This window comes from Patescibacteria group bacterium, from assembly GCA_020148145.1.
Lineage (GTDB): Bacteria > Patescibacteriota > Minisyncoccia > Minisyncoccales > JAHCRE01 > JAHCRE01.
The window spans coordinates 31,642-55,913 of sequence record JAHCRE010000016.1; the positions used below are offsets into that span (position 1 = coordinate 31,642).

Annotated in this window: 17 protein-coding genes and 1 tRNA gene; 3 read left to right on the forward strand and 15 right to left on the reverse strand. The window is 37.6% G+C overall.

Features of this window, described 5'->3' with window-relative positions; all coding sequences use genetic code 11:
• Positions 1–121 precede the first annotated feature (121 nt).
• The 11 genes from KJA15_02230 to KJA15_02280 form a co-directional block, all read right to left on the reverse strand.
• Positions 122–1,027, reverse strand: a complete 906-nt coding sequence (locus KJA15_02230) for a peptidoglycan-binding protein (GenBank protein ID MBZ9572123.1) — start codon at positions 1,025–1,027, stop codon at positions 122–124.
• Between the two features lie 170 nt (positions 1,028–1,197).
• Entirely contained in the window at positions 1,198–1,389 is a 192-nt protein-coding gene (locus tag KJA15_02235; GenBank protein MBZ9572124.1) for a hypothetical protein, read from the reverse strand.
• 1,998 nt (positions 1,390–3,387) lie between these two features.
• Complete coding sequence (locus tag KJA15_02240) at positions 3,388–5,220, reverse strand: DEAD/DEAH box helicase family protein (GenBank protein MBZ9572125.1); 1,833 nt, start codon at positions 5,218–5,220, stop codon at positions 3,388–3,390.
• A 103-nt stretch (positions 5,221–5,323) separates the two neighbouring features.
• A complete protein-coding gene (locus KJA15_02245; protein ID MBZ9572126.1) occupies positions 5,324–7,261 on the reverse strand; it encodes a hypothetical protein in 1,938 nt (645 codons plus the stop codon).
• Between the two features lie 3,406 nt (positions 7,262–10,667).
• Positions 10,668–11,288, reverse strand: coding sequence for a hypothetical protein (locus KJA15_02250; protein ID MBZ9572127.1), 621 nt, complete (start codon positions 11,286–11,288; stop codon positions 10,668–10,670).
• A 153-nt stretch (positions 11,289–11,441) separates the two neighbouring features.
• Positions 11,442–11,512, reverse strand: a tRNA-Gln gene (locus KJA15_02255).
• 21 nt (positions 11,513–11,533) lie between these two features.
• Entirely contained in the window at positions 11,534–12,646 is a 1,113-nt protein-coding gene (dnaX, locus tag KJA15_02260) for a DNA polymerase III subunit gamma/tau (GenBank protein MBZ9572128.1), read from the reverse strand.
• A gap of 79 nt (positions 12,647–12,725) precedes the next feature.
• On the reverse strand, positions 12,726–13,319 hold the full coding sequence (locus KJA15_02265; protein MBZ9572129.1) for a GtrA family protein: 594 nt from the start codon (positions 13,317–13,319) through the stop codon (positions 12,726–12,728).
• 97 nt (positions 13,320–13,416) lie between these two features.
• Positions 13,417–14,427, reverse strand: coding sequence for a chromate resistance protein (locus KJA15_02270; GenBank protein ID MBZ9572130.1), 1,011 nt, complete (start codon positions 14,425–14,427; stop codon positions 13,417–13,419).
• Positions 14,428–14,489: 62 nt separating this feature from the next.
• The gene (locus tag KJA15_02275) at positions 14,490–15,479 is read right to left on the reverse strand and encodes a transcription initiation factor IIB (GenBank protein MBZ9572131.1); all 990 of its coding nucleotides are present in this window, start codon (positions 15,477–15,479) and stop codon (positions 14,490–14,492) included.
• A gap of 158 nt (positions 15,480–15,637) precedes the next feature.
• Positions 15,638–16,549 (reverse strand): transcription initiation factor IIB, encoded by a 912-nt coding sequence (locus tag KJA15_02280; GenBank protein ID MBZ9572132.1) that lies wholly within the window; start codon positions 16,547–16,549, stop codon positions 15,638–15,640.
• Between the two features lie 111 nt (positions 16,550–16,660).
• On the opposite strand from KJA15_02280, the gene cysS reads away from it, so the two are divergent.
• Positions 16,661–18,067, forward strand: coding sequence for a cysteine--tRNA ligase (cysS, locus tag KJA15_02285; protein MBZ9572133.1), 1,407 nt, complete (start codon positions 16,661–16,663; stop codon positions 18,065–18,067).
• On the opposite strand, the gene KJA15_02290 is transcribed toward cysS, so the two are convergent.
• Entirely contained in the window at positions 18,059–19,267 is a 1,209-nt protein-coding gene (locus KJA15_02290; GenBank protein ID MBZ9572134.1) for a glycosyltransferase family 4 protein, read from the reverse strand. The genes cysS and KJA15_02290 overlap by 9 nt on opposite strands.
• A 72-nt stretch (positions 19,268–19,339) precedes the next feature.
• Here KJA15_02290 and dnaB point away from each other — a divergent pair, with 72 nt between their 5' ends.
• Positions 19,340–20,689: a replicative DNA helicase gene (gene dnaB / locus KJA15_02295; GenBank protein ID MBZ9572135.1), complete on the forward strand. Its 1,350-nt coding sequence runs from the start codon at positions 19,340–19,342 to the stop codon at positions 20,687–20,689.
• 152 nt (positions 20,690–20,841) lie between these two features.
• On the forward strand, positions 20,842–21,489 hold the full coding sequence (recR, locus tag KJA15_02300) for a recombination mediator RecR (protein MBZ9572136.1): 648 nt from the start codon (positions 20,842–20,844) through the stop codon (positions 21,487–21,489).
• Between the two features lie 787 nt (positions 21,490–22,276).
• Here recR and KJA15_02305 read toward each other — a convergent pair.
• The 3 genes from KJA15_02305 to rmuC all read right to left on the reverse strand — a co-directional run bounded on the left by KJA15_02305 (position 22,277) and on the right by rmuC (position 24,198).
• Complete coding sequence (locus KJA15_02305; protein MBZ9572137.1) at positions 22,277–22,591, reverse strand: hypothetical protein; 315 nt, start codon at positions 22,589–22,591, stop codon at positions 22,277–22,279.
• A 178-nt stretch (positions 22,592–22,769) separates the two neighbouring features.
• A complete protein-coding gene (gene rplU, locus KJA15_02310) occupies positions 22,770–23,090 on the reverse strand; it encodes a 50S ribosomal protein L21 (protein ID MBZ9572138.1) in 321 nt (106 codons plus the stop codon).
• A 121-nt stretch (positions 23,091–23,211) separates the two neighbouring features.
• A complete protein-coding gene (gene rmuC, locus KJA15_02315; GenBank protein ID MBZ9572139.1) occupies positions 23,212–24,198 on the reverse strand; it encodes a DNA recombination protein RmuC in 987 nt (328 codons plus the stop codon).
• Positions 24,199–24,272 lie beyond the last annotated feature (74 nt).

Sequence of the window (24,272 nt, forward strand, 5' to 3'; positions counted from 1 at the left end):
TGACGCTGTGCCCCGTAGTGAGCTTCGCTCTACTACTGGGGTTAAAACCTATTTAGTGAACATTTCAAGCACTCTTAAATCGGCCCTTATAGTTGTTTGAGCTAAATTTTTAGTATAATACTTATTCAGAAAGCGTATTGAATGCTTCTTCGGTACTGGTTGTAGTGTTACCCACAGCATCAGCAGAGCTCACTAGATAATGGTAAGTAGTGCTTGGAGTTAAACTGAATAGTGCGATGTTATGATCTAATACTAAATCGAGAGAACTCTCCATCGGCGTTGAATCTGGTATAACAAGCGGAGTCACTGTATCATACCACACCTTACTATCTGCTGGCTCGTTGGTAAGCCAAGTAATCATCGTTGATGTTGTAGTGGTATCTATGGCACTAAGTTCTGAAATAACGGGCGCTATAGTGTCCGGAGTGGGTGTTTCTTCTTCTAGTTTTTTAGCAATACCGGGGGGAAGTTTTTGTCCAGGCAATGGCTTAGGCTCAAATCCAAGTTTTTTTCTAATTCCTGGCGCAATTAAAAGACCAAGTGGCACTTTACCAGACTCGCCGGCACCTTCCTCAAGTAGCTCGTTTATTCTAGATAATGTTTTGGGCCCGACCACTCCGACCTGCTCAATGCCTGCTATTTTCTGAAATCTTTTTACCGCATTCCTTGTTAATGGGCCAAAGTATCCTGTAACCAGTCCTTCAGGATAAATGTCTGGGTCTGTTGCTAATATTTCTTGTAATAACTTAACGTCTTCCCCGGTCATGCCTGTTCGCAGTTGCCTAATTAGCTTAAGAGTTTCTTTAATCTCTTTTTCTATCTTCTTTACTTCCAGCCTTGCTTGTCTTAATGTTTCTATCTGAGCAATTAATGCTTCTATCTGCGCCCTTAATTTTTCTATCTGTTCTTGCAATAATTGAAGGAGTTCCTGTACTGAAGGAGTGTTTGTTGTTTGCGCAAAAACGGGTATATACAAAACACCAAGCAAAATAGTCACACCAAGAAGAATGCCAATAATTTTATTCATTTTATTTTAATTTAATAAGATAGACTTTTAATACTATCCGACCTTTCATCTTTATTTATTATACCTTACCTATTTGCAAATCAAAAGCCCGAGAAAAACACTTCAATAAATTCAGTGTAAACTTCTCGGGCGGGGCGGGCGGAAATAAAAAAAGAAGGGGATCGAAATTATTAATAGTGATCCCCTATGAATGGTTGGGCGGAGTTTTCTCCGTAAGGAGAAATCTCTGCAATTTCATTTCCAACGTAAGCTGTTGGATAGCTTTTAGCCTTTCGGCTATAAGCTACCTTTTTGTGAGCATCTTCCGAAGAAAATGCTCTTTTGCTCTCGCTAGAAACGAGATTGAAGGGAGCCCCTTCCATATACCTGGCTTGATAGCCTGCCTTGGTAAAGCCTAAGCCCTACAAAGTACTCACTATTTTTTCCTTTCGGAAAAAGAATTTCTTCCTTCTTTTTGGGAACAAACAGGAGGTCACAGACATACTGCACAGGATTGCAACAGTGATCCCTCTTCACTCTGCGAGTTTCATATTAGCAAACCCAAGTATGTTGTCAAGTCCGTATAAAGTGAAAAAACTGTGGAAAACTTTTACCCCGAGAAAAGCCGCAGAACCAGAATAAATTCGGTTCATAGTTTCGCTCTCGGGCGGGCGTAAATAAAAAAGCCCTAAATAGGGCCTAAATTTATGGAACAGTTCGTAGTTACAGATTAAATCACTCGGAACAATACATGAAATAGGTTACAAGATTTCGGGAAAAACTCGGCATCTCGTTACGTATTTGATGGAAAAGCCTCACTTTATTACAAGATTTCGGGAAACCCAGGAATCGTCGTGGATTACAAAATTTCGGAAAGCAATAACTATGGAGATTACAAAGATTTCGAAGAATCACCAGCCTCACGGATTACAAGGTTTTGGAAAATTGCGATGAAGTATATATCAAGGCATTACAAGATTTCGGGGAATCGTTTCCTATGTGTGCATAATTACAAGATTTCGGGAAATCGGATAATAGATGAGCGTCCATTACAAAGTCGCCGTAAGCACTGTTACGAGGTATACTGGGTAACGCAATTACAAGATTTCTGAGATTTTGCGCGGTAGTTTCGAATTACAAGATTTCGGAGAATTTTAGGCATCAGCATTTTGGAGGATCGCTTCAAGCTTCGGTGACCGTGAGTTATTTGCTTTTCAACGAACTACTTATCTCCTCCATATTCCCTGGGGAATACTTTATGAGATATTATGGGCATGTAACATACCCGGGTATGGAAAAGCCTTGCTTTTCCATCCTTTTTAAGGGTAGCAAAAGAGAGATTCTTTGTCAATGTGGGTGGGCAAAATAAAAAAGCCCTAAATAGGGCCTGAGTTTAAAGAATAAGGAAGCTACATGAAAGTGTTACAGATTGAATCGCTTTCAACCCGGCATAATTTTTATCGAATTACGAGATTTCGGAGAATTTCAGGGGTAAACAGATTTGCTTGATTACAAGATTTTAGAAAATCTGAGACGATTTATTGTTACTGCACGATGATACTCTTATACTCTGCCATTACAAGATTTTGGAGCTTAGGGAAATGTTCATTACAAGATTTCGGAGAATCGTTTCCTATGTGTGCATAATTACAAGATTTTGGGAAATCGGACATGTGGTCTTCTTATTACAAGATTTCGTCGCATTTCCAGTTACAGATTAAATCGCTTTTTGTGGCAATGATAACTGGCGATGGGGTTACAGGGTTACAAGATTTCGGACACTTTGCTAATGGCGTTACAAAGTCGGAATCAGCATGTAGTTACAAGATTGACATTAGGTAGATATTACAAGATCTCAGAAGAAATCCATTATCAAATTACAAAGATTTCGGAGAATAGCACATACTGAAGGTCCTTTAATTACAAGACTTCGGGAGACGACAGTTAGTCCTGGAATCGTTACCTTTTTAATCTTTTGGCGATTGCGAAAACGATGGACAGGTATTACAAGATTTCAGCACAGTGAAAACAACAGTGAGAACAGTTACGCGCTGGATTATTCTCACAGATTACGAGGCTTCGGGAAATCATTAGGGTTCTCTAATTACGAGATTTCGGATAAAGCCTTTGAATATGGTTACTTCGCACCTTAAACCGGCGTTACCCTGTCATCAGCGTGACAACTTATTACTGACTTCTTTGTTTGTCAACGAACTACTTATCTCCTCCATATTCTTTTGGGAATACTTTGGAAGACATTATGGGCATGTAACATACCCTTGGATAGAAAAGCCTTGCCTTTCTATCCGCTGACTAAGATTAGCAGAGGTATGCTTAGTTGTCAAATAAAAAGGGCGCTGCTTTGCAGCGCCACAAGAAATTTAGGATTCTTTGGTTAAGAGTCGCAGTCCCTCCTCAAGGCATTCATCGAAAGGTGCTTCGAAACGTGCCCCTTCTAGCCACTCTGGTAAACCTCCTAAGACTCTGTTGAATTGCTTGGAAATAAAGAAGCACATTCCGATATCCTCTGCTGTTCGGATATTCCGACCTCTTACTTGTAGAGCCTTTACTGTAACTCGATATTTTATTAATCTCCAGCGCAATACTCCCCATCGTCTTTCCTCAAACTGTGATGCAGGATCCATTGGTCGTGGATATGGAGGTCTCAAGACCCAAATTACCGGAGCAATCTCTCTTGGTAAGTCGATTCCTTCGCCGAATTGGGCTACTGTTCCAAGTAAGACATCGCCCTCACCTTCAATAAATCTCCTGGCAGCATCTTTCGCCTTTAATCCTGGTCCATAGGTCATTATTTTGAAATCTTTGGAATGTCTTTCCAAAAATTTTAATCGCTCAGCTTCTGAGACAACGGTGATCAAAGATCGGAATTCCTTTTTCAGAAACTCACGGCAACCTTTAGCAATTATGCTAAATGCTCGATTTTTTGCCCTAGCCAGTGCTCCTCTGCCTGGGTTAGCTTTCACTGCTAAATTCGGCGTATCGGTCGGTAGAAAGACTCTCGTATTTTCAATTGGGAAGGTTGATGTATAAACCTGGAAAGGAAAATCTATTCCTGTCTCAATGGCAAAGGTTTCTTTATCGCCTATCGTTGCCGAGTAAGCAATAATCCTTTCAATAGGCTCTAAAATTTTCAACCGAATCACCGGACTAACATAGAAGTGTCGAATACATAACTTACAGATTACTCTTGGCCCTCTCTTGCCCCTTTTCCTTCTCTTTTTCCTGTAGAACATAAAGACGTAATTCGATGGCTTCCGTGTTTCTGTACCTGTGGCATAGAATAATTCTTTGATATACCAGGGAATATGCCGAACAACTATTTCAAGGGTCTTCAAAGTTTTTCTATCTTTTTTTGGGTCTAAAATACCAAGTTCTAAGGCTTTATTGATTGTCCCTCTAAGCTCTTTGGTATTTATTTCCTCGAGCAAAGAAATCAATCTTTTGATTTCATGGTCTGCTAAAAGCTCGGGTGGTTCCGTTGGTTTTAATTTGGCAATCTTCATCATCTCTTCTAAGAATCTTTCCAGCAACCATTCTCTTCTAATCACTGATAATGCCTTTATCGCTCTTTTTAAGGTAAGGCCACTGATATCCCAAGAAAGAATCTGCCTTGTTACTTCGGCTAACCTATGAACTTCATCGATCACCAGTACCTTCGGTGGCGAAGCCTTGAATTTTTTCACGTATAGCATGTGAGTGACAAGGTAAGCAATTGTGCAGACAATTATGTCTCCTTTCATTGCCCGGTGCTTTACCAAGAGATAAGGACAAGGCTCAACTCCTGGTTCTACTGTCTTGCCAGTGTCGAGATCTACCCTATGGGGACATTTTAACAATGAGCAAGGTGATTCTTCGGCTGTCACCTTTTCTCTTTTATCTTTGTAGAAAAGACAAGGATACTCATTCCTTCCATAGGCCTCTACCACTCCCTCTGGATACATTTTTTTGGCTTGTCTAACTAAAGTTTTGGTGGTGGTAGCGTAAATAATTGGTTTTACCCCTATTTCCTTAAAGGCTTTTAAAGGAGTAACGCCAGTTGCTGTCTTTCCTCTTCCAGTTGGCATCTCGTGAAGACTTTTTTTGTGGTAGGCGATGAACTCTAGAGCGGCTCTCTGATCAGGCCTCATTTTCTTATGAGGGAAGCGTTTCTTAAACTCTTCAGACAGATGTTGCGGATGTTCCAGATGTTTCATTCAATATTCACCTCTTTTTAAGGTTCTATAGATGGCAAAAGCCACCGTCAATAAATTAGCACATTTTAAAATTTATGTCAAGAAAAAAAAGGCGCAAAAGCGCCTAGTTGGTTTTGGGTTCCTCCATTGAAACTAAAGCTATGGCTAGATTCGTGTTGGTATCCCTTCCACACTCACATGTAAGGCTTTTTCGATCTTCGACTATCACTAAATTCTGCCAGGTTCCTCCAATTTCCTTTTCGCAATAAGGACAGACTGCCACTTGATTCGCATTAAATTCTCTCTCTTCCACAGGGAATCCCCGCATTTCCAATTTATATCCTATTCGAGCCCTAAAGATTGAGTCAATCCAGTATCGCAGTTTTCTATTTAGTTCTCGCCTTTCTATCTCTCCTCTTCTGTAAAGTCTCTTTTGGATGTTCAGTAAAATCACTTTACCCGGCATTGTCATCAAGTACTCAGCTATCCCTTTTGTCTCATTGTGCAAGACCCACTTTATCTTCCTTGACTCTTTTAACCTTGGTTTCTTGAAATATCCCCGAGAAGCTTCTTTCCTTTGCTTGAAGTAGTAGTTCTTAATTGAGATTATTTCTTTGTGTCGGAAAAACCTCACTTTTCTTTGATCTTCTTTAATACTGAGTACACAGGTCGTCTCTAGACAATAGGCAATGATGTGCAACCAGCCCTGGTCTTCCTTTAAAGGGACTACCTTTGTTAAAGGAAAGATGAAGAAATATTCTTTCTTTTGTCCTTTCCCAATGTGACGGAATAACTCTGGATATCTCGTAGGGTCGCCAAAGACACGCTCAGCTTTATGATATTCCTCAATCCACCTGGTACCAATGATTAAACCTTCTTTTCTCTTGCCTCTTTCCCAAAGGCCAATGCTGATTTTCCAAAGACCTAGCTCAACCCTGATGAATTTGTACATTCCTTTTGAGTATTTCACCTTCGTTGTTGGAAAGCTTGGAATCCTATCTGGCCTTATTTTTCTGAATTCTCTATCTAGCTGACATTCTGGCCCCCAATCGTATTCTCTGTAGTTTTCGCATCCTTCGCAGATTGGCGTTGCTATCCTCTTTACAATCTCCGTAGTCTTTGCTTTTCCCTCCGAAATCATGACTTTCCTTCCGAGATTCACTCTCGTTCTTTTTAAGCGTTGGAGTTCCTCCTTTATCGTTTTCTTTTGCTTCCTATCCGTTGCAACTTTAAGAAATCCTTCTGCCTTTTTTATTTCTTGCTCAATGCTTCTGAGTATCTCTTTTTTAGCCTCAATTTTCCTCAATGTCCTCGAAGATATTTCCTTTGGCTTCTCTTGCAAAAGTTCATTGATTCCTCTTAACCTTTCTCTTCTTTTTTTTCTGTTTTTCTTTGTGATATCCTGGCCTAACCAATAGAAGAGGAAGTGTCTAAAGGGCGAAATTAGGGCTCTTGTCTCTCGCCATTCATTTCTAATTTCTTGTATCTCCTGCGGTTCATCAACGGGTTCTTTTCCTATTCCGCTCTCTTTACATTCTTTGAATTTTCTCTGAAACTCATTTTTCTTTAAGATTTTTCCCCAGTTGTTGCTTAACCAAGCATTCATCATTGACTGGGCAGCAGTGAAGGCTAAATCGATGAAGGTCTTTAATGGAATCTTAAAGATTCTCTTTGCTTCATAGGCAACTTCTTGCCGGGCTATTTTCCCAAAAATATAAGACCTTGCACAGGCAGAGCAATACTTTTGACCATCGAATTTTGATTCCATCACCAAATTCGTTTCTTTTTGGCAATTAGCGCAGACTCCTTTTTCTTTTGGAATGATGTAAAATCTCCTAAGTCTTTGAGAAAATCTTCGCATGCAAAACTCACCAGCCCTGCTAAACTCATCGATCAATCTCTCAAAGTCTTGCTCTGGAATTCCGGCTATTCTCAAAGGGATTCCAAGAGTCACTATATTGAATCTTGTCTGGCATTCCTCGCAAGCCATCGGATTTTTCTTTCCTGAAATCTTAATTTCAACCTGGCATTCCGGATTCGGACATTTTACTTTTTTTACCAAACTCTCACCTCCCGACCATTACGCCGCGTTTCATACCCATCCATTTCTTTGATGGGCTTCTCCCCTTTACAATCCTTTTAGACTGCTTTAGAGAGATTTAGGCGGTGAAACACCACCCTTTGCACCCATCATCTAATTGTCAAGATGCTAACTTCAAATATAACAAAAAATGAAAATTTTGTCAAATAAAACCGAGTGAAACTCTCGGGGGTGGGCGACGGCGAAAATAGAAAAGCCCTAAATAGGGCTTAAGGCTTAAAAGTATTATGACATGGGAATCTAATTACAAATTCAAATGGACGGATTATTACTGTCATCCAAGCATTGTTACAGATTAAGTCGCTTCCAACTTGGCATAATTTTTATCGAATTACAAAATTTCGGAGGATCAGATTTCCAGCTATTACAAGATTTCGGAAGACCTCACCGACGATTGGAATTACAGGACTTCAGAGATGTGTATAATTACAAAATTTCGGAAAGTCACTAGGGTCAAATTGGTTACCTTTTTAAGCTTTTCGAAGACGATGGACAAGTATTACAAATGTCTGAAATCTGCGGAAATTACAAGATTGCAGAGAATGGCTTCGACGGTTACAAGATTTCGGGAAATCGATGTATCATTGCACTTGTTACCTCTTTAGTCTTTTAGATGAACGAGGCAGGTCGAGGAGTTAATCTTTTCCACCGAACAACACTGTCTTTTTGTTTTCAAAGAACTATTTACCTCCTCCATGGTCCCTGGGACCACTTTGAGAAATATTATGGGCATGTAACATACCCAGGTATAGAAAAGCCTTGCCTTTCTATCCATTTTTAAAAATAGCAAAAGAGAGATTCTTTGTCAAACAAAAAAGCCCTGAATAGGGCCTAAGTTTAAAGAACAATTCAAAATAATCCCAAGTTACAAAGATGTGATTCAATATTCAATCTGTTCTTTATTACTTCACGAACGGAGGAAAGTATGAGTTACAGTAATATTCTTTTTTTGCACCAACAGCCTTTTGTTACAGATTAAATCGCTTCCAACCTGGCATGATTCTTATCGAATTACAAGATTTCGGAGAATCATCGGTGTGCTTCTATTACAAGGTCTCGGCAAATCTTGGGCAATGGTAGTTGCATTACAAGATTTCTGAAAATCTATCTGCTTCATTACGATAGAGTTTCGCTAACAAAGTCTCGTTGTAATGTCCGGCGTTACATACTTGAAAGTGTGAAGTTACAGATTAAATCGCTTCCTCGGAGGCTTCAGATTACAAGATTTCGGAGAATGACACATATTGAGGATCCTTTAATTACAAGATTTCGGGAAATCGGACATGTGGTCTTCTTATTACAAAATTTCGGATTTGTTCGCCCTCGCCTCAATTACAAGATTTCGGAGAATCGTTCCAGTCTGGTCGGGCGGCATTACAAGATTTTGGGAGATTATCAGAGTATATCGTAATATTACAATAGTCATTTAGGAACATCGACGTTACTCTACATCTTAAACCAGCGTTACTCTTGAATAAACGGGATAGGTCGAAGAGTTAATCTTTTTCATTGAACAACACTGTATCCTCTGTTTTTCAAAGAACTATTTACCTCCTCCATGGTCCCTGGGACCACTTTGAGAGATATTATGGGCATGTAACCTACCCAGGCATAGAAAAGCTTTACCTTTCTATCCATTTTAAAGGTAGCAAAAGAGAGGCTTTTTGTCAATGTGGGCGACCAAAACAAAAAAGCCCTGAATAGGGCCTGAGGTTAAAGAACAATTTGGTAAATGTATCCGTTACAAGGGAAAAGCTCGTTTTAAATTACTGCACTACCGATGAGTAAGTGGTTGGGCGAAAGGTTACAGGTTACGGCAACACCTCGAAGCACTGTTACAGATTAAATCGCTTTTTTCTTTTGTTTCCTATTATATCTTGACGCCAATTACAAGATTTCGGAAATACCGCGGGCTCTTATTACAAGATTTCGGATTTGTTCGCCCTCGCCTCAATTACAAGATTTCGGTGAATCGGATATCCCTTATTACAAGATTTCGGAAAATAGCACTAATAAGCGAAGCTGGGTTACAAAATTTCGGAAAATGATTGTCAGAGTATTACAAGCTTCATAGGTTGGGACCCGGGGACCGTATTACAAGATTTCGAAAGATCGCAATGAAATATATCTCGAGGCATTACAAAATTTCAGGAAATAGTATATGACCAATGTTACTTTTCTAAGCTTTGGGGCCAAAGAGATGAAACGTTACCTCTTTTCCATCGAACAACACTGTATCCTCTGTTTGTCAAAGAACTATTTACCTCCTCCATGGTCTCTGGGACCACTTTGTGAGATATTATGGGCATGTAACATACCCAGAGATAGAAAAGCCTTGCCCTTCTATCCCTTTTAAAGGTAGCAAAAGAGAGATTCTTTGTCAATGTGGACGGGCGAAAATAAAAAAGCCCTAAATAGGGCTTAAGGCTTAAAAATATTATGACATGGGAATCTAATTACAAATTCAAATGGACGGATTATTACTGTCATCCAAGCATTGTTACAGATTAAATCGCTTTCAACCTGGCATAATTTTTATCGAATTACAAAATTTCGGATTTGTTCGCCCTCGCCTCAATTACAAGATTTCGGGAGATTAAAGATAAAAGTCGTTGTCTACGAGTTCGATGAAATTACATGAAACATTTTCAGACTCATGGTGTTACTAGGCTACTTGAATCAGCTTGAATTACAAGATTTCGGAGGATCAACCAATTGGCGGCATATTACAAGATTTCGGAAGATCGCTCGATCAAATTACCCCAACGAGTCTTCAAATTACAAGATTTCGTCGTATTTCCAGTTACAGATTAAATTGCTTCCTCGGAGACTTCAGATTACAAGATTTCGGATAATGGAAGGTGGTTACTTTTGACAACAGCAAATAAACGAGTTCGCATTACAAAATTTTGGAGAATCCACGTGTCACAAACCATGTTATCGATCAGTTACAGGGGTGAGGAATTACAAGATCTCGGAATTCTCATTGAATGGGAATTACATGATGTTTTGACTTATATTACTGACTTCTTCGCTTGTCAAAGAACTATTTACCTCCTCCATATTCTTGAGGAATACTTCGGTAGATATTATGGGCATGTAACATACCCGTGGATAGAAAGGTATACCTTTCTATCCGCTGATTAAGATTAGCAGAGACATATTCATTTGTCAAGCAAAGCCCCGAGACTACAACCCACCCAAGGACGGGGCGTTTCGCTTCGCAAAAGCGCCTCGCGTCCCGACCACATCCTCCCGCCTTCGGTGGGCCCCTAAACTCTCGGGCGGGCGCGGGCAGTGGGCAAAAATAAAAAAGCTGAGGATTTAACTCAGCTCATAGTGGTTTTGAAAAAGAGAGCCTCTATAATCATTTAGTTTCTTGAGTTATTGATTTTGGATTTCCACAGATAATAGTTGAGATTACTGACAGTCCTGAACGTTCTATTTCTTGTCTGTTCTTAAGTAGACTCTCTGGTTTATGGCAGATGGTATACGCGTTTACTGGTAATCCTAAGCGTTTTAATTTTCGTTTGTTTTTAAGTAGACTCTCTGGTCTGCAGCAGATAGTAGTTGCATTTACTGATAGTCCTAGGCGTCTCAGTTCCTGTCTTTTTTTAAGCAGGTTTCCTGGAATCAAGGCTATAGTTGTTGAAGTTACTGGCAACCCTAAGCGTTTTAATTCTCTTAATCTCCCTGGGTTTCTTAGAGCTATTTTTTTGCTAAATCCTGCTTTTTCGAATTCCCTGATTAAGGAATGCATAAATTTGTTTATCTCTGAGGGATCAAATTTAAATAAGTATTCACCCGCTGCCTCATGTTTAGCAATAATGCTAGCGAATTGACTCTCAATACCTCTAATTTCTAGTTTATGCCTTAACCATTTCCAGGGCCCTTTCCTTTTATCTGAACTGAAGATTTCTAATAGTGTTTCTTCAATTTTAGGATTAACTTGAACGGCTTTATAGGCTATGCCTGGGTATGGATTCATTTTCCTCCTTCTCTCCTTTCCCCATTTTTAATGAACTTTAATATCTATTTATATATGATTGCTGAAGATTTGTCAAAGAGATAAAAAAACCAAAACCCCCGAGAGAAAAGCTCTCGGGGGGCGGCTCGGTCTCTCGAACCGAGCACAAGCCTGTTCCGGGGCTTGGATTCGAACCAAGATTGGAGCCTTCAAAGGGCCCTGTCCTACCATTAGACGACCCCGGAATGACTTTTTATTTTAAGATATTACTCTTCACCTTTCAGGGCTTCGATTATTGCCAATTCCAAGGGTAATTGTGGTATTGGCGAGTATCTCATTTTGTTTTCGGCTTCTAAAAAGAGGTTCAAAATTTGGTGGAGTTCTTTTTGCTCAAAATTGGCTGATTGGGCTTTCAGTTTTTGAAACTCTTCTTTTGTTAGACCAGAAATTATTGGGTTTTCCCTCTCGCCCCCTGTTATTTTCAAAATCAAGGCCTGTCTTAAATAATTAATTAAAGTTTTGGTAAATTCCCGTAAATCTAACCCTCTTTCAGTTATCTCATTTAAAAAACTAATTGCCTCAGATGCTTTCTTTTGACAAATAAAGTCAGTAAATTTCTGAATTAAGTTTATTTCAACCAACCCCAGCAAATCTTTAATATCTTTAACTTTAATTTCTTTTTCTCTTCCCAGGGTACCTGAGAAAGTTAAGGCCTGGTCTAATAGACTTTCAGCATCTCTAATTGAGCCACTGGAATTTAAGGCAATTAATTCTAAGACTGCTTTCTCGATTTTAATCTTTTCTTTTCTGGAAATGATTTCTAATCTTTTAATAATTTCTGGTATTGTTAATTTTCGAAAATCAAATCTCTGACATCTTGAAACAATAGTTGGAATCATCTTGTGAATTTCAGTAGTGGCTAAGACAAAAATGGCGTGGGCAGGAGGTTCTTCTAAGGTTTTTAAAAGAGCATTGGCAGCTTCACGGGTCAACTGATGCGATTCATCGATTATAAATACCTTGTATTTTGATTTCGTTGGTGAGAACTTTATTCCATCTCTTAATTCCCTTATTTCATCAATTCCCCGGTGAGAAGCAGCATCAATTTCAATTAAATCTAAAGCTCGACTTTGATTTATTTCTAAACAAGAAGGGCATTTATTACAGGGCTCAAAACCTTTTCGATCCTGACAATTCACTGCCTTGGCTAAAAGCCTGGCCAGGGTGGTCTTCCCGGTGCCGCGAGGCCCAGAAAATAAATAGGCATGGGAAATCATTCCAGAAGAAATAGCATTAGTCAAAGTCTGAACAACGTGTTCCTGGCCAATAATTTCAGAAAAAATCTTTGGACGATATTTTCTATACAATACTAAGGTCATATAAATAAAGAAAATACAGGGACCCACCAAAGGTGGGAATCATATTTTCTGTACAGTACTAAATTTGACATAATAATTTTTATTTTTTAAAAACAACAAATTTTGAGCCTAAAAAATTCCAAACAAAGGCAAAAAAGGCAGCAAATATAGGAGCGACAGCGCCTGACCAAATTTTTTCACTCAGTCCAAACTGAAGACCAATAATATTAACAACAATAGAGGCAATTCCAACATTTATCAAAAGACCAACTGTAGTTACCATAAAAAATTTTAAAAATTCTCTTGGAGTAGATTTTTCTTTTTTTTCAAAAGTCCAGTACTTATTCCAAAAGTAACTATTTGTTGTAGCTACTAAAAAAGAAATTGCTTTAAAAACCGAATAAAAAATACCACTAGTAATCCCAGAAATCCAAATCAGTATGTTTAAAACCACCAAATCGATGAAAGTATTTAAAGTTCCCACTAGAAAGAATTTGGCTGCCTGTAAAATAATCAAGAGTTTCTTCCCAATCAGCGAGGCAACGAACATTCCGAACCCACAAAGAAGAGCCAAAACGATTGGTAAAAACCAAGCATAAGGAATGTCTAATTCAATATTTTTTAAGATAAAAAAGAAAAAAATTCCATCCAAAAATCCAATTAAAGCCGCCAAAATAGCGTCTATCTTTTTCATATTAAATTATGATACCAAAAAGAAAAGATTTTAACAAGTTTTTTTTGATAAAAAAAAGAGGATCTTAATTAGGTGTCCTCAGACCTTTTGATGCGATTTAGGTTTTAGGCTTTTCTTCTTTTAACAAAGGGAACTTGCTATAGGTATCGAGGGTCCAGAAATTCCTGTCGAGTTCAAAGACCATTTTCACTATTTCTTCAATTCTCTCAAGCGGAATTCGTGTCGGTGGTACATCTGGGGCAGTTAGACTTCCATTGAGGAGTTTACCCCCTCCTCTGTGTTCTTCTTCTTGGAAATACCATTCTGGCACCTGTGATATTTCTCCGGGCCGACTGAGTATCCCAAAGCTGGTAATCAAAGGTTTTTTCCCTTGCCGTAGCTGCTCCTCTAGTCTAATCATTCCTACGATGTTTATAAAATCTTCTCTTAAGTCGTAGCGGTTATTTGTAAAAATCACTACCCTGCCACTTGAATTCTGTTGAATCACTATTGCTGCGTCAACACCGAGCTTCCTATGTCTTGCTATTGGTGAAATCATAGGATTCTCGGATTTCACCGTGACTATCCTAAGAATCTTACCTCTTCTTTGGATCTCTGTAACTTTGGCTTTTTCTAATTCCTCTCTTGCTTCAAAGAACAGTTTTTGTTCTTCATATTTAGCATCTAAGATTTCAAAGGCCGTTTCTAAAACCTTCTCTGGATTATCTGAATATTTCAAGTTCAGAGATCTTAGAGTATCGGTTAAATCAAGTGGTGTCTTTTGTCCGTGAAGATCGCTTGCCTTGACCAATTTTATAATTTGGCTTAAGGCGGGGTCACTCTCAACTCCAAGGTCCTTGGCGATCAAAGTGGTAGCACACTCTTCAGGAAATTTCTGGGGAGGGTGATGATCAAATCTAGCGAACTTTCCGCCAATGTCAATTGGGATAAACTTCTTTCCTTCAGGAATAGGACCCATTCCCCCACTCCAGAAGAGAAATCGGGCTTTTGATATGTCTTGGTACTTTTTCTCACCAAACTTTTGTAAAAGCCAGGCTCCGGTTATCGCATCTACATCGGGGTGCTTGTGTAAGACAAGAACCCATTCTTTATTCTTTATCTCTAGCAACTTTTCACCTCCTCTTTTGTTGTTCAAGAGCAATTATAAGATGAAATTTTTATTTTTTCATCTTACGATTTCATTATATCATATAATAAAGTTTTGTCAATAGTTATCTTGAAATAAAAAGAGAGCGAATTAAATTCGCTCTTATTTTCTGGGATTTCCAAATTCAACTTTTCTTTCAAATCTTTGTAGCGATTCCTGACTGTAACTTCAGTAATGTCAACAGCATCGGCAAAGTCTTTTTGTGTCCTTTTCTCATTATTTTGCAAACAAGCAATATATAAAACGGCACAAGCTATACCCCGAGGACCCCTACCAGAAGTAAGACGTTTTTCTCGGGCCTGGTGAAGAATTCTTATGGCTAATCCTTGAGTTTCTCCAGAGATATAGAGTATTTCAGCAATCTTTGAAATATAGTCGACTGGATTAAGAATAGGCATTGTAATATTAAGTCCTTTAAGTAAAAGTCGGTAACAGTGACCGATTTCTTTTTTTGATACTAAACTGGCTTTGGCAATTTCTTGGAGGGCTCTAAGGGTTCCAGTCCTTCGGCAGGCTGCATAAAGGGCGGCAGCAGCAATAGCAATAATTGATCTACCGCGAACCAGGCCTTCTTTTAAGGCCTTGCGATAAATAACCGCTGCTTCTTTTTGGACTGGCTTTGGAATGTTAAGCCTATTTGAAAGACGATCAAGCTCTTCCATTGCCTTGGCTAAATTTCTCTGGATTGCTGAGTGGTATCTGGAACGTATTTGCCATTTTCTTAGACGCCACATTTGGGACTTAGTGCCTCTGGGAAGTTTTTTTCCGAAAGCATCATAATCTATTGGACTCATAGTAGTCGGTAAACCTTTATCATGAATCAAAAGAGATTCTGGCGCTCCAGCCCGGGCCCTTTTCTCTTTTTCTTCTTGAGTAAAAGCTCGCCAATCACGTCCTCTATCAATTATTGGCCTTATGACAAAACCGCAATTCCCGCAAACAATTTCGCCCAAATCATCATCACGAATAAGATTTTGGCTCCCGCATTCTGGACATTTTTCAACTAATTCCATTTTCTCACCTCCTTTTTGTTTTTTTTAAAGAACAACTTTACTGATAATATAATAAGGATTAGATAGAATTTTGTCAATAGTTATCTAATTGAAATAAAAAGAGAGCGAATTAGATTCGCTCTTTGGATTTCTCCTTTTCTGTTCATAATCAGGGAGCTTCAAATCGAAATTATAAAGAGCAACCTTTCCGCTAACTCCTTATATCTATTTCTTATCGTAACTTCGGTTACTTGGGCAATTTCAGCAATATCTTTTTGAGTGTTCCTTTCACCAGTTAATACTGATGCTATATAACTGGAGGCAGCAGCTATTCCTGTTGGGCCTCTTCCCGATGTGAGTCTCAGTTCTTTTGCTACAACAAGAATTTTATGAGCAATTTCTTCAACCTTTCCCTGCATAGTTAGTTGGTTGGAAAACTTGGTTATATATTGGCTAGGTTTTATTGGTGGAATAAAGTAATCAAGCTCTTTAACAAGAAATCGATATCTACTCCCTACTTCTTTTTTATCAACATTAGAAGCTTGAGCAACTTCATTAAGAGTTCGTGCAAGTCCACATTTTCTACAGGCTATATATATAGCAGCAGCAGTTATACTTTGAACAGATCTACCCCTAACAAGTCCTTTTTTAGCTGCTTTTCTATAAATAACAGAAGCAGTTTCTAGAGCATTTTTTGGTAAGTTGAGACTATTAGCTATTTTAGAAATTTTAGGTAAAGCAAAGGCTAAATTTCTTTCTGGAGCATTTGAAATCCTTATTCTTTTTTGCCATTTCCTTAATCTATGAATCTGAGCTTTTTGTTCAGGGGTTAATTTTGTTCCGAAAACATCGCTATCACGCCAATCTATCAATGTAGATAATCCTTTATCATGAATTGTCTGAGTTAGAGGTGCTCCAACTCTTACGCGTTTTGCTCTTTGCTCGTCGTCAAAAGCCCGCCATTCAGCTCCTCTGTCTACTATTCGGCTTATGACAAAACCGCAATTCCCACAAACAACTTCACCTAATGAATCGTAATCATAAATAAGATTTGGGCTCCCACATTCTGGACATTTATCAGTTAATCCCATTTTTTTATCTCCTTATTTTTAAAGGACAACTTTATTAAAATATGATAAATGTTAATTAAAGTTTTGTCAAAAAAATTATTGTAAAAAGTCAAAAAATAGTATAATAATATAATTATGTTGAAACTTTACAATACTCTATCTCGGAAAAAAGAAGTTTTTAGACCTCTAAAAAAGAAAAAGGTTGGCCTTTACACTTGTGGCCCAACTGTTTATTGGTTCGCTCATCTTGGAAATTTAAGAACCTATATTTTTGAGGATATTCTAAAGCGAGTTTTAGAATATAATAGCTACAAGGTAAAGCATTTAATGAATATCACTGATGTTGGCCATTTGACCTCAGATGCTGATACTGGAGAAGACAAAATTGAACTGGCGGCAAGAAGAGAAAGAAAAACCGCCCAACAAATTGCCAATTTTTACACCAAAGCTTTTAAGAAAGATTTGGAACGTTTAAACATTAAAAAGCCAGATATTTGGATTAAAGCAACCGAAACTATAAAAGACCAAATAAATCTGATTAAAATTTTAGAGAAAAAAGGGGTTACCTATAAGATTTCAGATGGAGTCTATTTTGATACTTCGAAATTAAAAACTTATGGGAGATTATGGGGAAAGAAAAAAATAAAGATAAAACCTGGAGCAAGAATAGCAATGGCTCCGGGAAAGAAAAGTCCTACTGATTTCGCTTTGTGGAAATTTGCCCCTTCAGGAGTTAAAAGACAGATGGAATGGGATTCTCCCTGGGGTCGAGGGTTTCCTGGTTGGCATACTGAATGTGTGGTAATGTCAATAAAACATTTAGGAATTCCCTTTGATATCCATACAGGCGGAATTGATCATATCCCAATTCATCATACCAATGAAATTGCCCAAGCTGAAGCTGCTTATGGGAAAGTTTTCGCCAGATATTGGCTCCATGGAGAATTTCTGGTGTTAAAAGAAAACAGGATGGGAAAATCAGAAGGAAATATTATAACTATGGAAAGATTAAAAGAACAAGGATTTAGCCCCTTAGCCTATCGCTACTTATGCCTGAATTGCCATTATCGAAAGAAGCTTCAATTCTCCTGGTCAGTTTTAAAAGCCAGTCAAAATGCCTTAGATAATTTTTATCAGAAAATATCAGAAATTAGACCTAAAACTATAGCGCGATTTCGACGATCGTCAAAATCGCGTTATATGCACAATTTTCAGAAAAAATTCTTGAATTTCATTAATGATGATTTGAACATGCCAAAGGCTTTGGCCCTGATGTGGAACGTTTCAAAAAATAAAAATCTTTCAAATCAGGAAAAATATACAATTTTATTAGATTTTGATAAAATCTTCGCCTTAGATTTAGCTAAAGTTAAAAAACCAAAAATCTCCCAAAAAATAAAAAAACTGGTTGAAACCAGAGAAAAATATCGTCAAGAAAAAAAGTGGAAAAAAGCTGATGAAATAAGAAAAAAAATTAAGAAAATGGGTTATCGGATTGAAGATACTAAAAAGGGACCAAAAATCAAAAAATTATTTTAGCCAGTCTGAAATATCTTTGTTGAAAACCTTATTTACTTCATCAAGTATTTTTTCAACAGAAAGAATTTCTCTTTTCCTTTTTTGTCTCTTTTTTTGGCAAAATTGATAAAAATTTAGAATCTTATTAGTGATTTTTGGCCAGGAATATCTCTTGGCTTCTTTTTGACCCCATTCTCCCATTTTTTTTCTTAAATTTTTATTTTTAATTAGAATTTCAATCCTTTCAGTTAAGGCTCTAAAGCCTTTTGGCTTGACTAAAAATCTCTCTCCTTTTTTCCCTTTAAGAAGTTCTTTATAGCCCTGGTTAGCAAAACCTACCACTGGTAGACCAGAAGCCATAGCTTCCAATAAAACTATTCCGAAACTTTCTCCGTAAATAGAAGGGGCACAAAAAATATCAGCGCTTGTAAAATAAGGGGGAAGTTCTTTTCCAGCTCTCTCTCCCTCAAAATAAGCTTCTTTTAAATTGTGGTCTCTGACCCACAATTGACAATCTTTTTTTAATTCTCCTTCACCAACTATAATTAATCTTAGATTGGAGAATTTTTTTTCTAAAATTTTATAGGCCTTAAGTAAATAAATTAAACCTTTTCTTTTTTCAATTCTGCCAACAAACAAGATATTAGTTTTACCATCAGAAAATTTTTTAATTTTTGGAACTTTTGGATTAAACCTTTCAAGGTCTATTCCATTGGGAATAACCGTTTTTGGTCCAGAATAATTTTTAAAGACCTTGAGGGCCAAAGGAGCAACTCCTATTATCCCATCTATTTTCCATTGGACTATTTTTTTCAAAATATAAAGAAAGACTGGAAAATTTTTTAAAAATTCACTCCCCTCAATATTAGAATGGAAAGTGAGAATATTTAAGGCCTTAGATCTCTCTAAAATTTGGAAAGAGGAAGGGAAGCCAAAATTGTGAAAATGTAAAATATCAAAATTTTCTTTTTCAAAAGTATTCTCAATTGCCAAAGGATTAAAATTTATAGCGAAATCTGATTTACTTCCACCAAAAGGAAGAGGAAAAGAAGTTCCCAAAAGAATAACATTTTTTCCATAATTTTCAGACTGCAATCTTCTAGGAGCAATGACTTTTGAAGCAATTCCCTTTTTTTTGAATTCTTTATTTAATCCCAAAACATGAGTTTTTACTCCCCCTGGTTTCAAAAAAGAATGTAAAGAAATCAATCCGATTTTCATAAATTATTTTTTGATTATATCAAAAACCTAGGAACTTGCCAATTGGTTATCTTTTTGTTAATATCGTAATTGATGAATGAATTACCAGAAAAATTACCCCCTCAATCAATTGAGGCTGAGAGGTCGTTGCTCGGCTGCTTGATGTTAGATAAAAAGGCAATTATTAAAGTAGCTGATTTTCTGCGCCCAAAAGATTTTTACAAAGGAATTCATCAGGAAATTTACAAAGTAATGATAGATCTTTTTGAAAGAAGAGAACCTATTGATCTTTTATCAGTTTCCACTCGCCTTAAAGAAAAAAATCTATTGGAGGAAATTGGTAGAAATAGTTACTTAACCGAACTTATTAATTCTGTCCCCACCGCTAGCCATGTTTTAAATTATGCCCGAATTGTCCAGAAAAAAAGAGTTTTGCGAGATTTAATTGAGGCTTCACACGAGATTGGAACAATGGGCTATAACGAATCAGAAGATACTGATATCTTGTTAGATCGGGCAGAGAAAAGAATTTTTAGTATCGCCCAAAAATCTCTTAGTCAAGATTTTTTGCCAGTAAAAGAGACCTTAGAAGATGCTTTCGAAAGAATTGACCGATTGTCTAAACAAACAGGGATACCCCGGGGCATTCCCACTGGTTTCACTGACTTGGATAACATTCTGGCCGGTCTTCAAAAATCTGACTTGATAATTTTAGCTTCAAGACCCACTTTAGGAAAAAGTTCTTTGGCCCTTAATATCGCTGCCAATATTGCCATTTCGAAAAAAATACCGGTGGGCCTATTTAGTTTAGAGATGTCAAAAGACCAAGTTGCGGATAGATTAATTGCCACTCAGGCCAATGTTGATTTATGGAGATTGAGAACTGGAAGACTTTCTAGTGATGGGGAAGATAATGATTTTGTTAGAATTCAACAGGCCTTAGGTATCTTAGCCGAAGCCCCAATTTATATTGATGATGCCCCTTCTCCTAATATTTTACAAATGAGGGCAATGGCCCGAAGATTGCAGGCAGAAAAAGGATTGGGATTAATCATTGTTGATTATCTGCAATTAATGGAACCGAGAAATCCCAATGATCCGATTGTTCGTCAAATAACTGAAATCTCCAAATCCCTTAAGGCTTTAGCCAGAGAGCTTAATATTCCAGTTTTAGCCATTTCTCAGCTTTCCCGAGCAGTAGAGCAAAGATCTCCCCAAATTCCCAGACTGGCTGATTTAAGAGAGTCAGGATCGCTTGAGCAAGACGCTGACGTTGTTTTATTTATCTATCGAGAGGACAGATATAAACCTGATACCGCAAGAAAAAATATTGCTGATATAATTATTGCCAAACACAGAAATGGTCCAGTAGGAAGAGTTGAATTATATTTTGACGAAAGAAGGGTATCGTTCCACGACTTAGAAAAAGAACTCCAGGAATAGGTATTTTCTCATATCACGACCCACATCGGAAAGGGGTCGGGAGAACCTTTCGGTTCTCCTGTGTAGGAAAATATTAAAAACCGTGGGTTTTTAAAGAGCGGTGTTAGCGGAGCGAAGCGACGCGTGCCGCGACCTAACTATGTATTACCACTATGTATCCCAAATCTATTCAAAAACTTATTGATTTATTTTCTAAATTCCCTACAATCGGGCCAAGAACTGCTGCCCGTTTTGTTTTTTATTTAATGAAAGCAAAAAAAGAGGAAATTAATGAATTAATAAGGTCAATAATTATTTTAAGAAAAAAGATAAAAATTTGTTCTTTTTGTTTCAATCCCTTTGAGCCCTCCTCCGCTAAGGCTACGAAGGGCAAGGGCGAAGAAAGTCTTTGTGAAATCTGCTCTAACCCATCAAGAGATAGAACGATAATTTGTATTGTTGAAAAGGAAACCGATTTGACTTCAATTGAAAAAACAAAAATATATAATGGCCTTTATTTTATTTTAGGCGGGACAGTTTCTGCCTTAAAAAAAGAAGATATAAAAAAATTAAGGATAAAAGAACTAACTGAGAGAATTAAAAGTCCAGAAAAATTTGGAATTTCAGATTCAAAGTTGAAAGAAGTCATTATTGCCACTAATCCAACAACTGAAGGCGAGGCTACTGTTTTGTATCTCAAAAGGGTTTTGAAGCCTTTAAAAATAAAAATCACCCGACTTGGCCGGGGATTACCAGTGGGTGCTGAATTAGAATACTCTGATGAAGAAACCTTAGGATCAGCTTTTGAGGGAAGAAAGTAAAATAAAGAAATTAAAGGAGCCTCGATTGTCGGATTCTCACTGAAATATTAAAACTTTATTAATCAGATTTCAAGTGAATCTACTATGGATCCGACGACAATCGAGGCTTTTTGTTTCCCGAAGAAGGAATACCCTCTCCCTTTTGCAGGGCTGAGGCAAGAGGTACATTTTGTATTATCCCCCATCTAACGTCTGATGGGTAGGTGCCGACTTCTCGGCGTTATTAATACCCCTTGAATCTCCCCTAATTCCCTATCTGTAAAGGAGTAGGAAACCTTTTTCCTTCGGGTCTCCTCATTACCCCATCCATTCCACATCGGTCCCATCTTCTCGAGGGCCAATTATTGCAGGAATGGCTTCGGGATAATAAGGAGAGGACTATCCTGAGTCGCTCGCCCTCCTCCAGCCTTCGGCTGGCGGTCGCTTTAGCGACCTTCGGGCTCGCTCCTTAGAAACCCACGGTTTCTAACGCTCTCCTTTGGAGAGCTGTTTTCCTACACGGGGAAACACCCAGTTTCCCCGACCCCCTTTCTGATTTTATTGGAATTGAAATTCCAATAAAATAATTTTCAGAACAATTCTCTCCCTACTATTTTTTAATTTTCAAAGTACTTTCTTCTTGCTTGACACTTCTATTATAGCAAGCCTACAAAATTTGTCAAGCCATCTACTATTAAATCTCACTGTAACGTATTTTCTACGATCGTAGAAAATACACTACACTCCTTTTTCCAGCTCACTACGCTTCTTCGGCGCATTACGTCGAAAAAAGAGGGAAAGACGGGATTTAATTGAGGTTTTTATGACAACACTTTCGTTGTTGAAGATGCTCTAGTAACCCACTAGAGATTACTAATACCGATATTGAAATCAAACCGACGAAGAAAATTGGCGTACACACAGAGATCACAGTATCACTTTTTGTTTGTCTTGCTTGAAGTTCTTCTGGAGTAAAGCCTAGAGTTTCCGCTAATTGAGGGCTACTCGATGCGAGATGCGGATACATAATGAAACCTGCCACCATACCACTAAAACCAATGATTATCATCCCAACAAAGGTTACTAAAGCTACTTGTAATAGTATATCCCCTAGTTTCTTCATTTTCTTTCTCCTGCTCTGTCCGAGCAAGCTATCTACCAAGGTTGATAGACAATTTGCTCGTGCAGAGCTCTTTCCCTATATTTTTGTATCAAAGAACTATCTCATTTTACGCTTTAATTATACACCCAAATAAAAAATTTGTCAAGGAATTTTGACAAACTTTTTGGCTTTAAATTCTTTATTTTTTACTCTCTATCTTAGTTATTTCTACCTCGGTAAAGGGTTGTCTGTGGCCTTTTTTTACTTTATAACGGGTTTTTGGTTTGTATTTAAACACAATTATTTTTTTTCCTTTCTCCTGTTTTAAAACTTTTCCAATAACCTTTACTCCTTTAACCAAAGGAGTCCCAAATTCTATTTTTTTCTGTTTTTGCAAAAGTAAAACCTCTTTAAAGGTCACTTTTTTTCCCTCTTTCACATCAATTTTTTCAATTTTTATTTTATCTCCTGGCGAGACCAAATATTGCTTCCCACCAGTCTTAATTACCGCCAAAGCCATATTTATAATACTAGGGTCGTCGTAAGGCGACTCCTTCGAAGTTTACCACTAATCTTAACTACTACTGATATAATTTGGACCGCGATTTCTACGATCGTAGAAATCGCGGTCATTTCATTTTCTAAACCTTATTTGATTCCTTTAGTTTTTTCTTTTCTTTAGGTTGTCTTATTTGAAGTTCATTAAGCGAAGCTCTGATTTTGCTAATCATTTGTTTATAATCCGAGTAGGCATTGGAAACCATTGTTGTGGCACGGGCAATTTTATTTTCTAAAATATTTTCCATTTCATCTAAGTTCCTGGAAATACTAATTAAATGATTTTGGAGATTTTCCATATCAATGGACATTGCATATTGAAGATGGAGACGATACATATATAAAAGTAAGGGCAAAACCATTGAATAAGGCATTAGAATGACATCATTTTCCCGGGCTTTCAGATGAGCTTCACGACAAACACCATAGACTGAATCAGGTACGGCAGCAATGGCTTGGGACCAGGTAACGCTTGGGTCAATATATTGTTTTACTTCTTTAATCCTCTTTACAGTTTCTTTTTCAATCTCTCCGATAATTTCCTTTCTTTTTTTAGGAGAGGACTCTTTTTCCAGTTCTAAAATTAGGCTTCCAGCTGGCCATTTTGAGTCAATTGGGAGCCTTTTATTATTTGGCAGAATTAAAGCAAACTCCACGGTTTTTCCTCTAACGGTAAAATTACTCTCAATCATTTCTGGTGGTAATTTTTTAAAAGTTTCTCTTAAAATTTCTTCCCCAGAGATTCCTTTGGTTGATGTTCCAGCAATGATTTCATCTACCCTTTTTATTCTCTCTGAAAATTCAGCTTCTTTTTGCTGACGGACTTGGTCAGCTCTTTTTAAATCTTCTAATAAATCCTTAGTCTTTTCAATTCCATTTTTTAAATGATCCTGAAGTTGAGTACCCAAAAGCAACTTCTCTTTAATTTCTTGTATATCTTGGGCTTGTTGTAAATTTATTTGGGACTGTTGGCCAAGCCCTCCACTTACTTTTAAGAGAAAATAAATTAAAATCCCAGCCCCACCTGCCACAATTAAAAAAATAATTAAAATAAAAAGAAAATCGGCCATTAAAATAGATTAACATTTTCTATAAATGCTGTCAAAAAAGCCCGAGAATTATTCTCGGGCTGGATTTTTAAAAG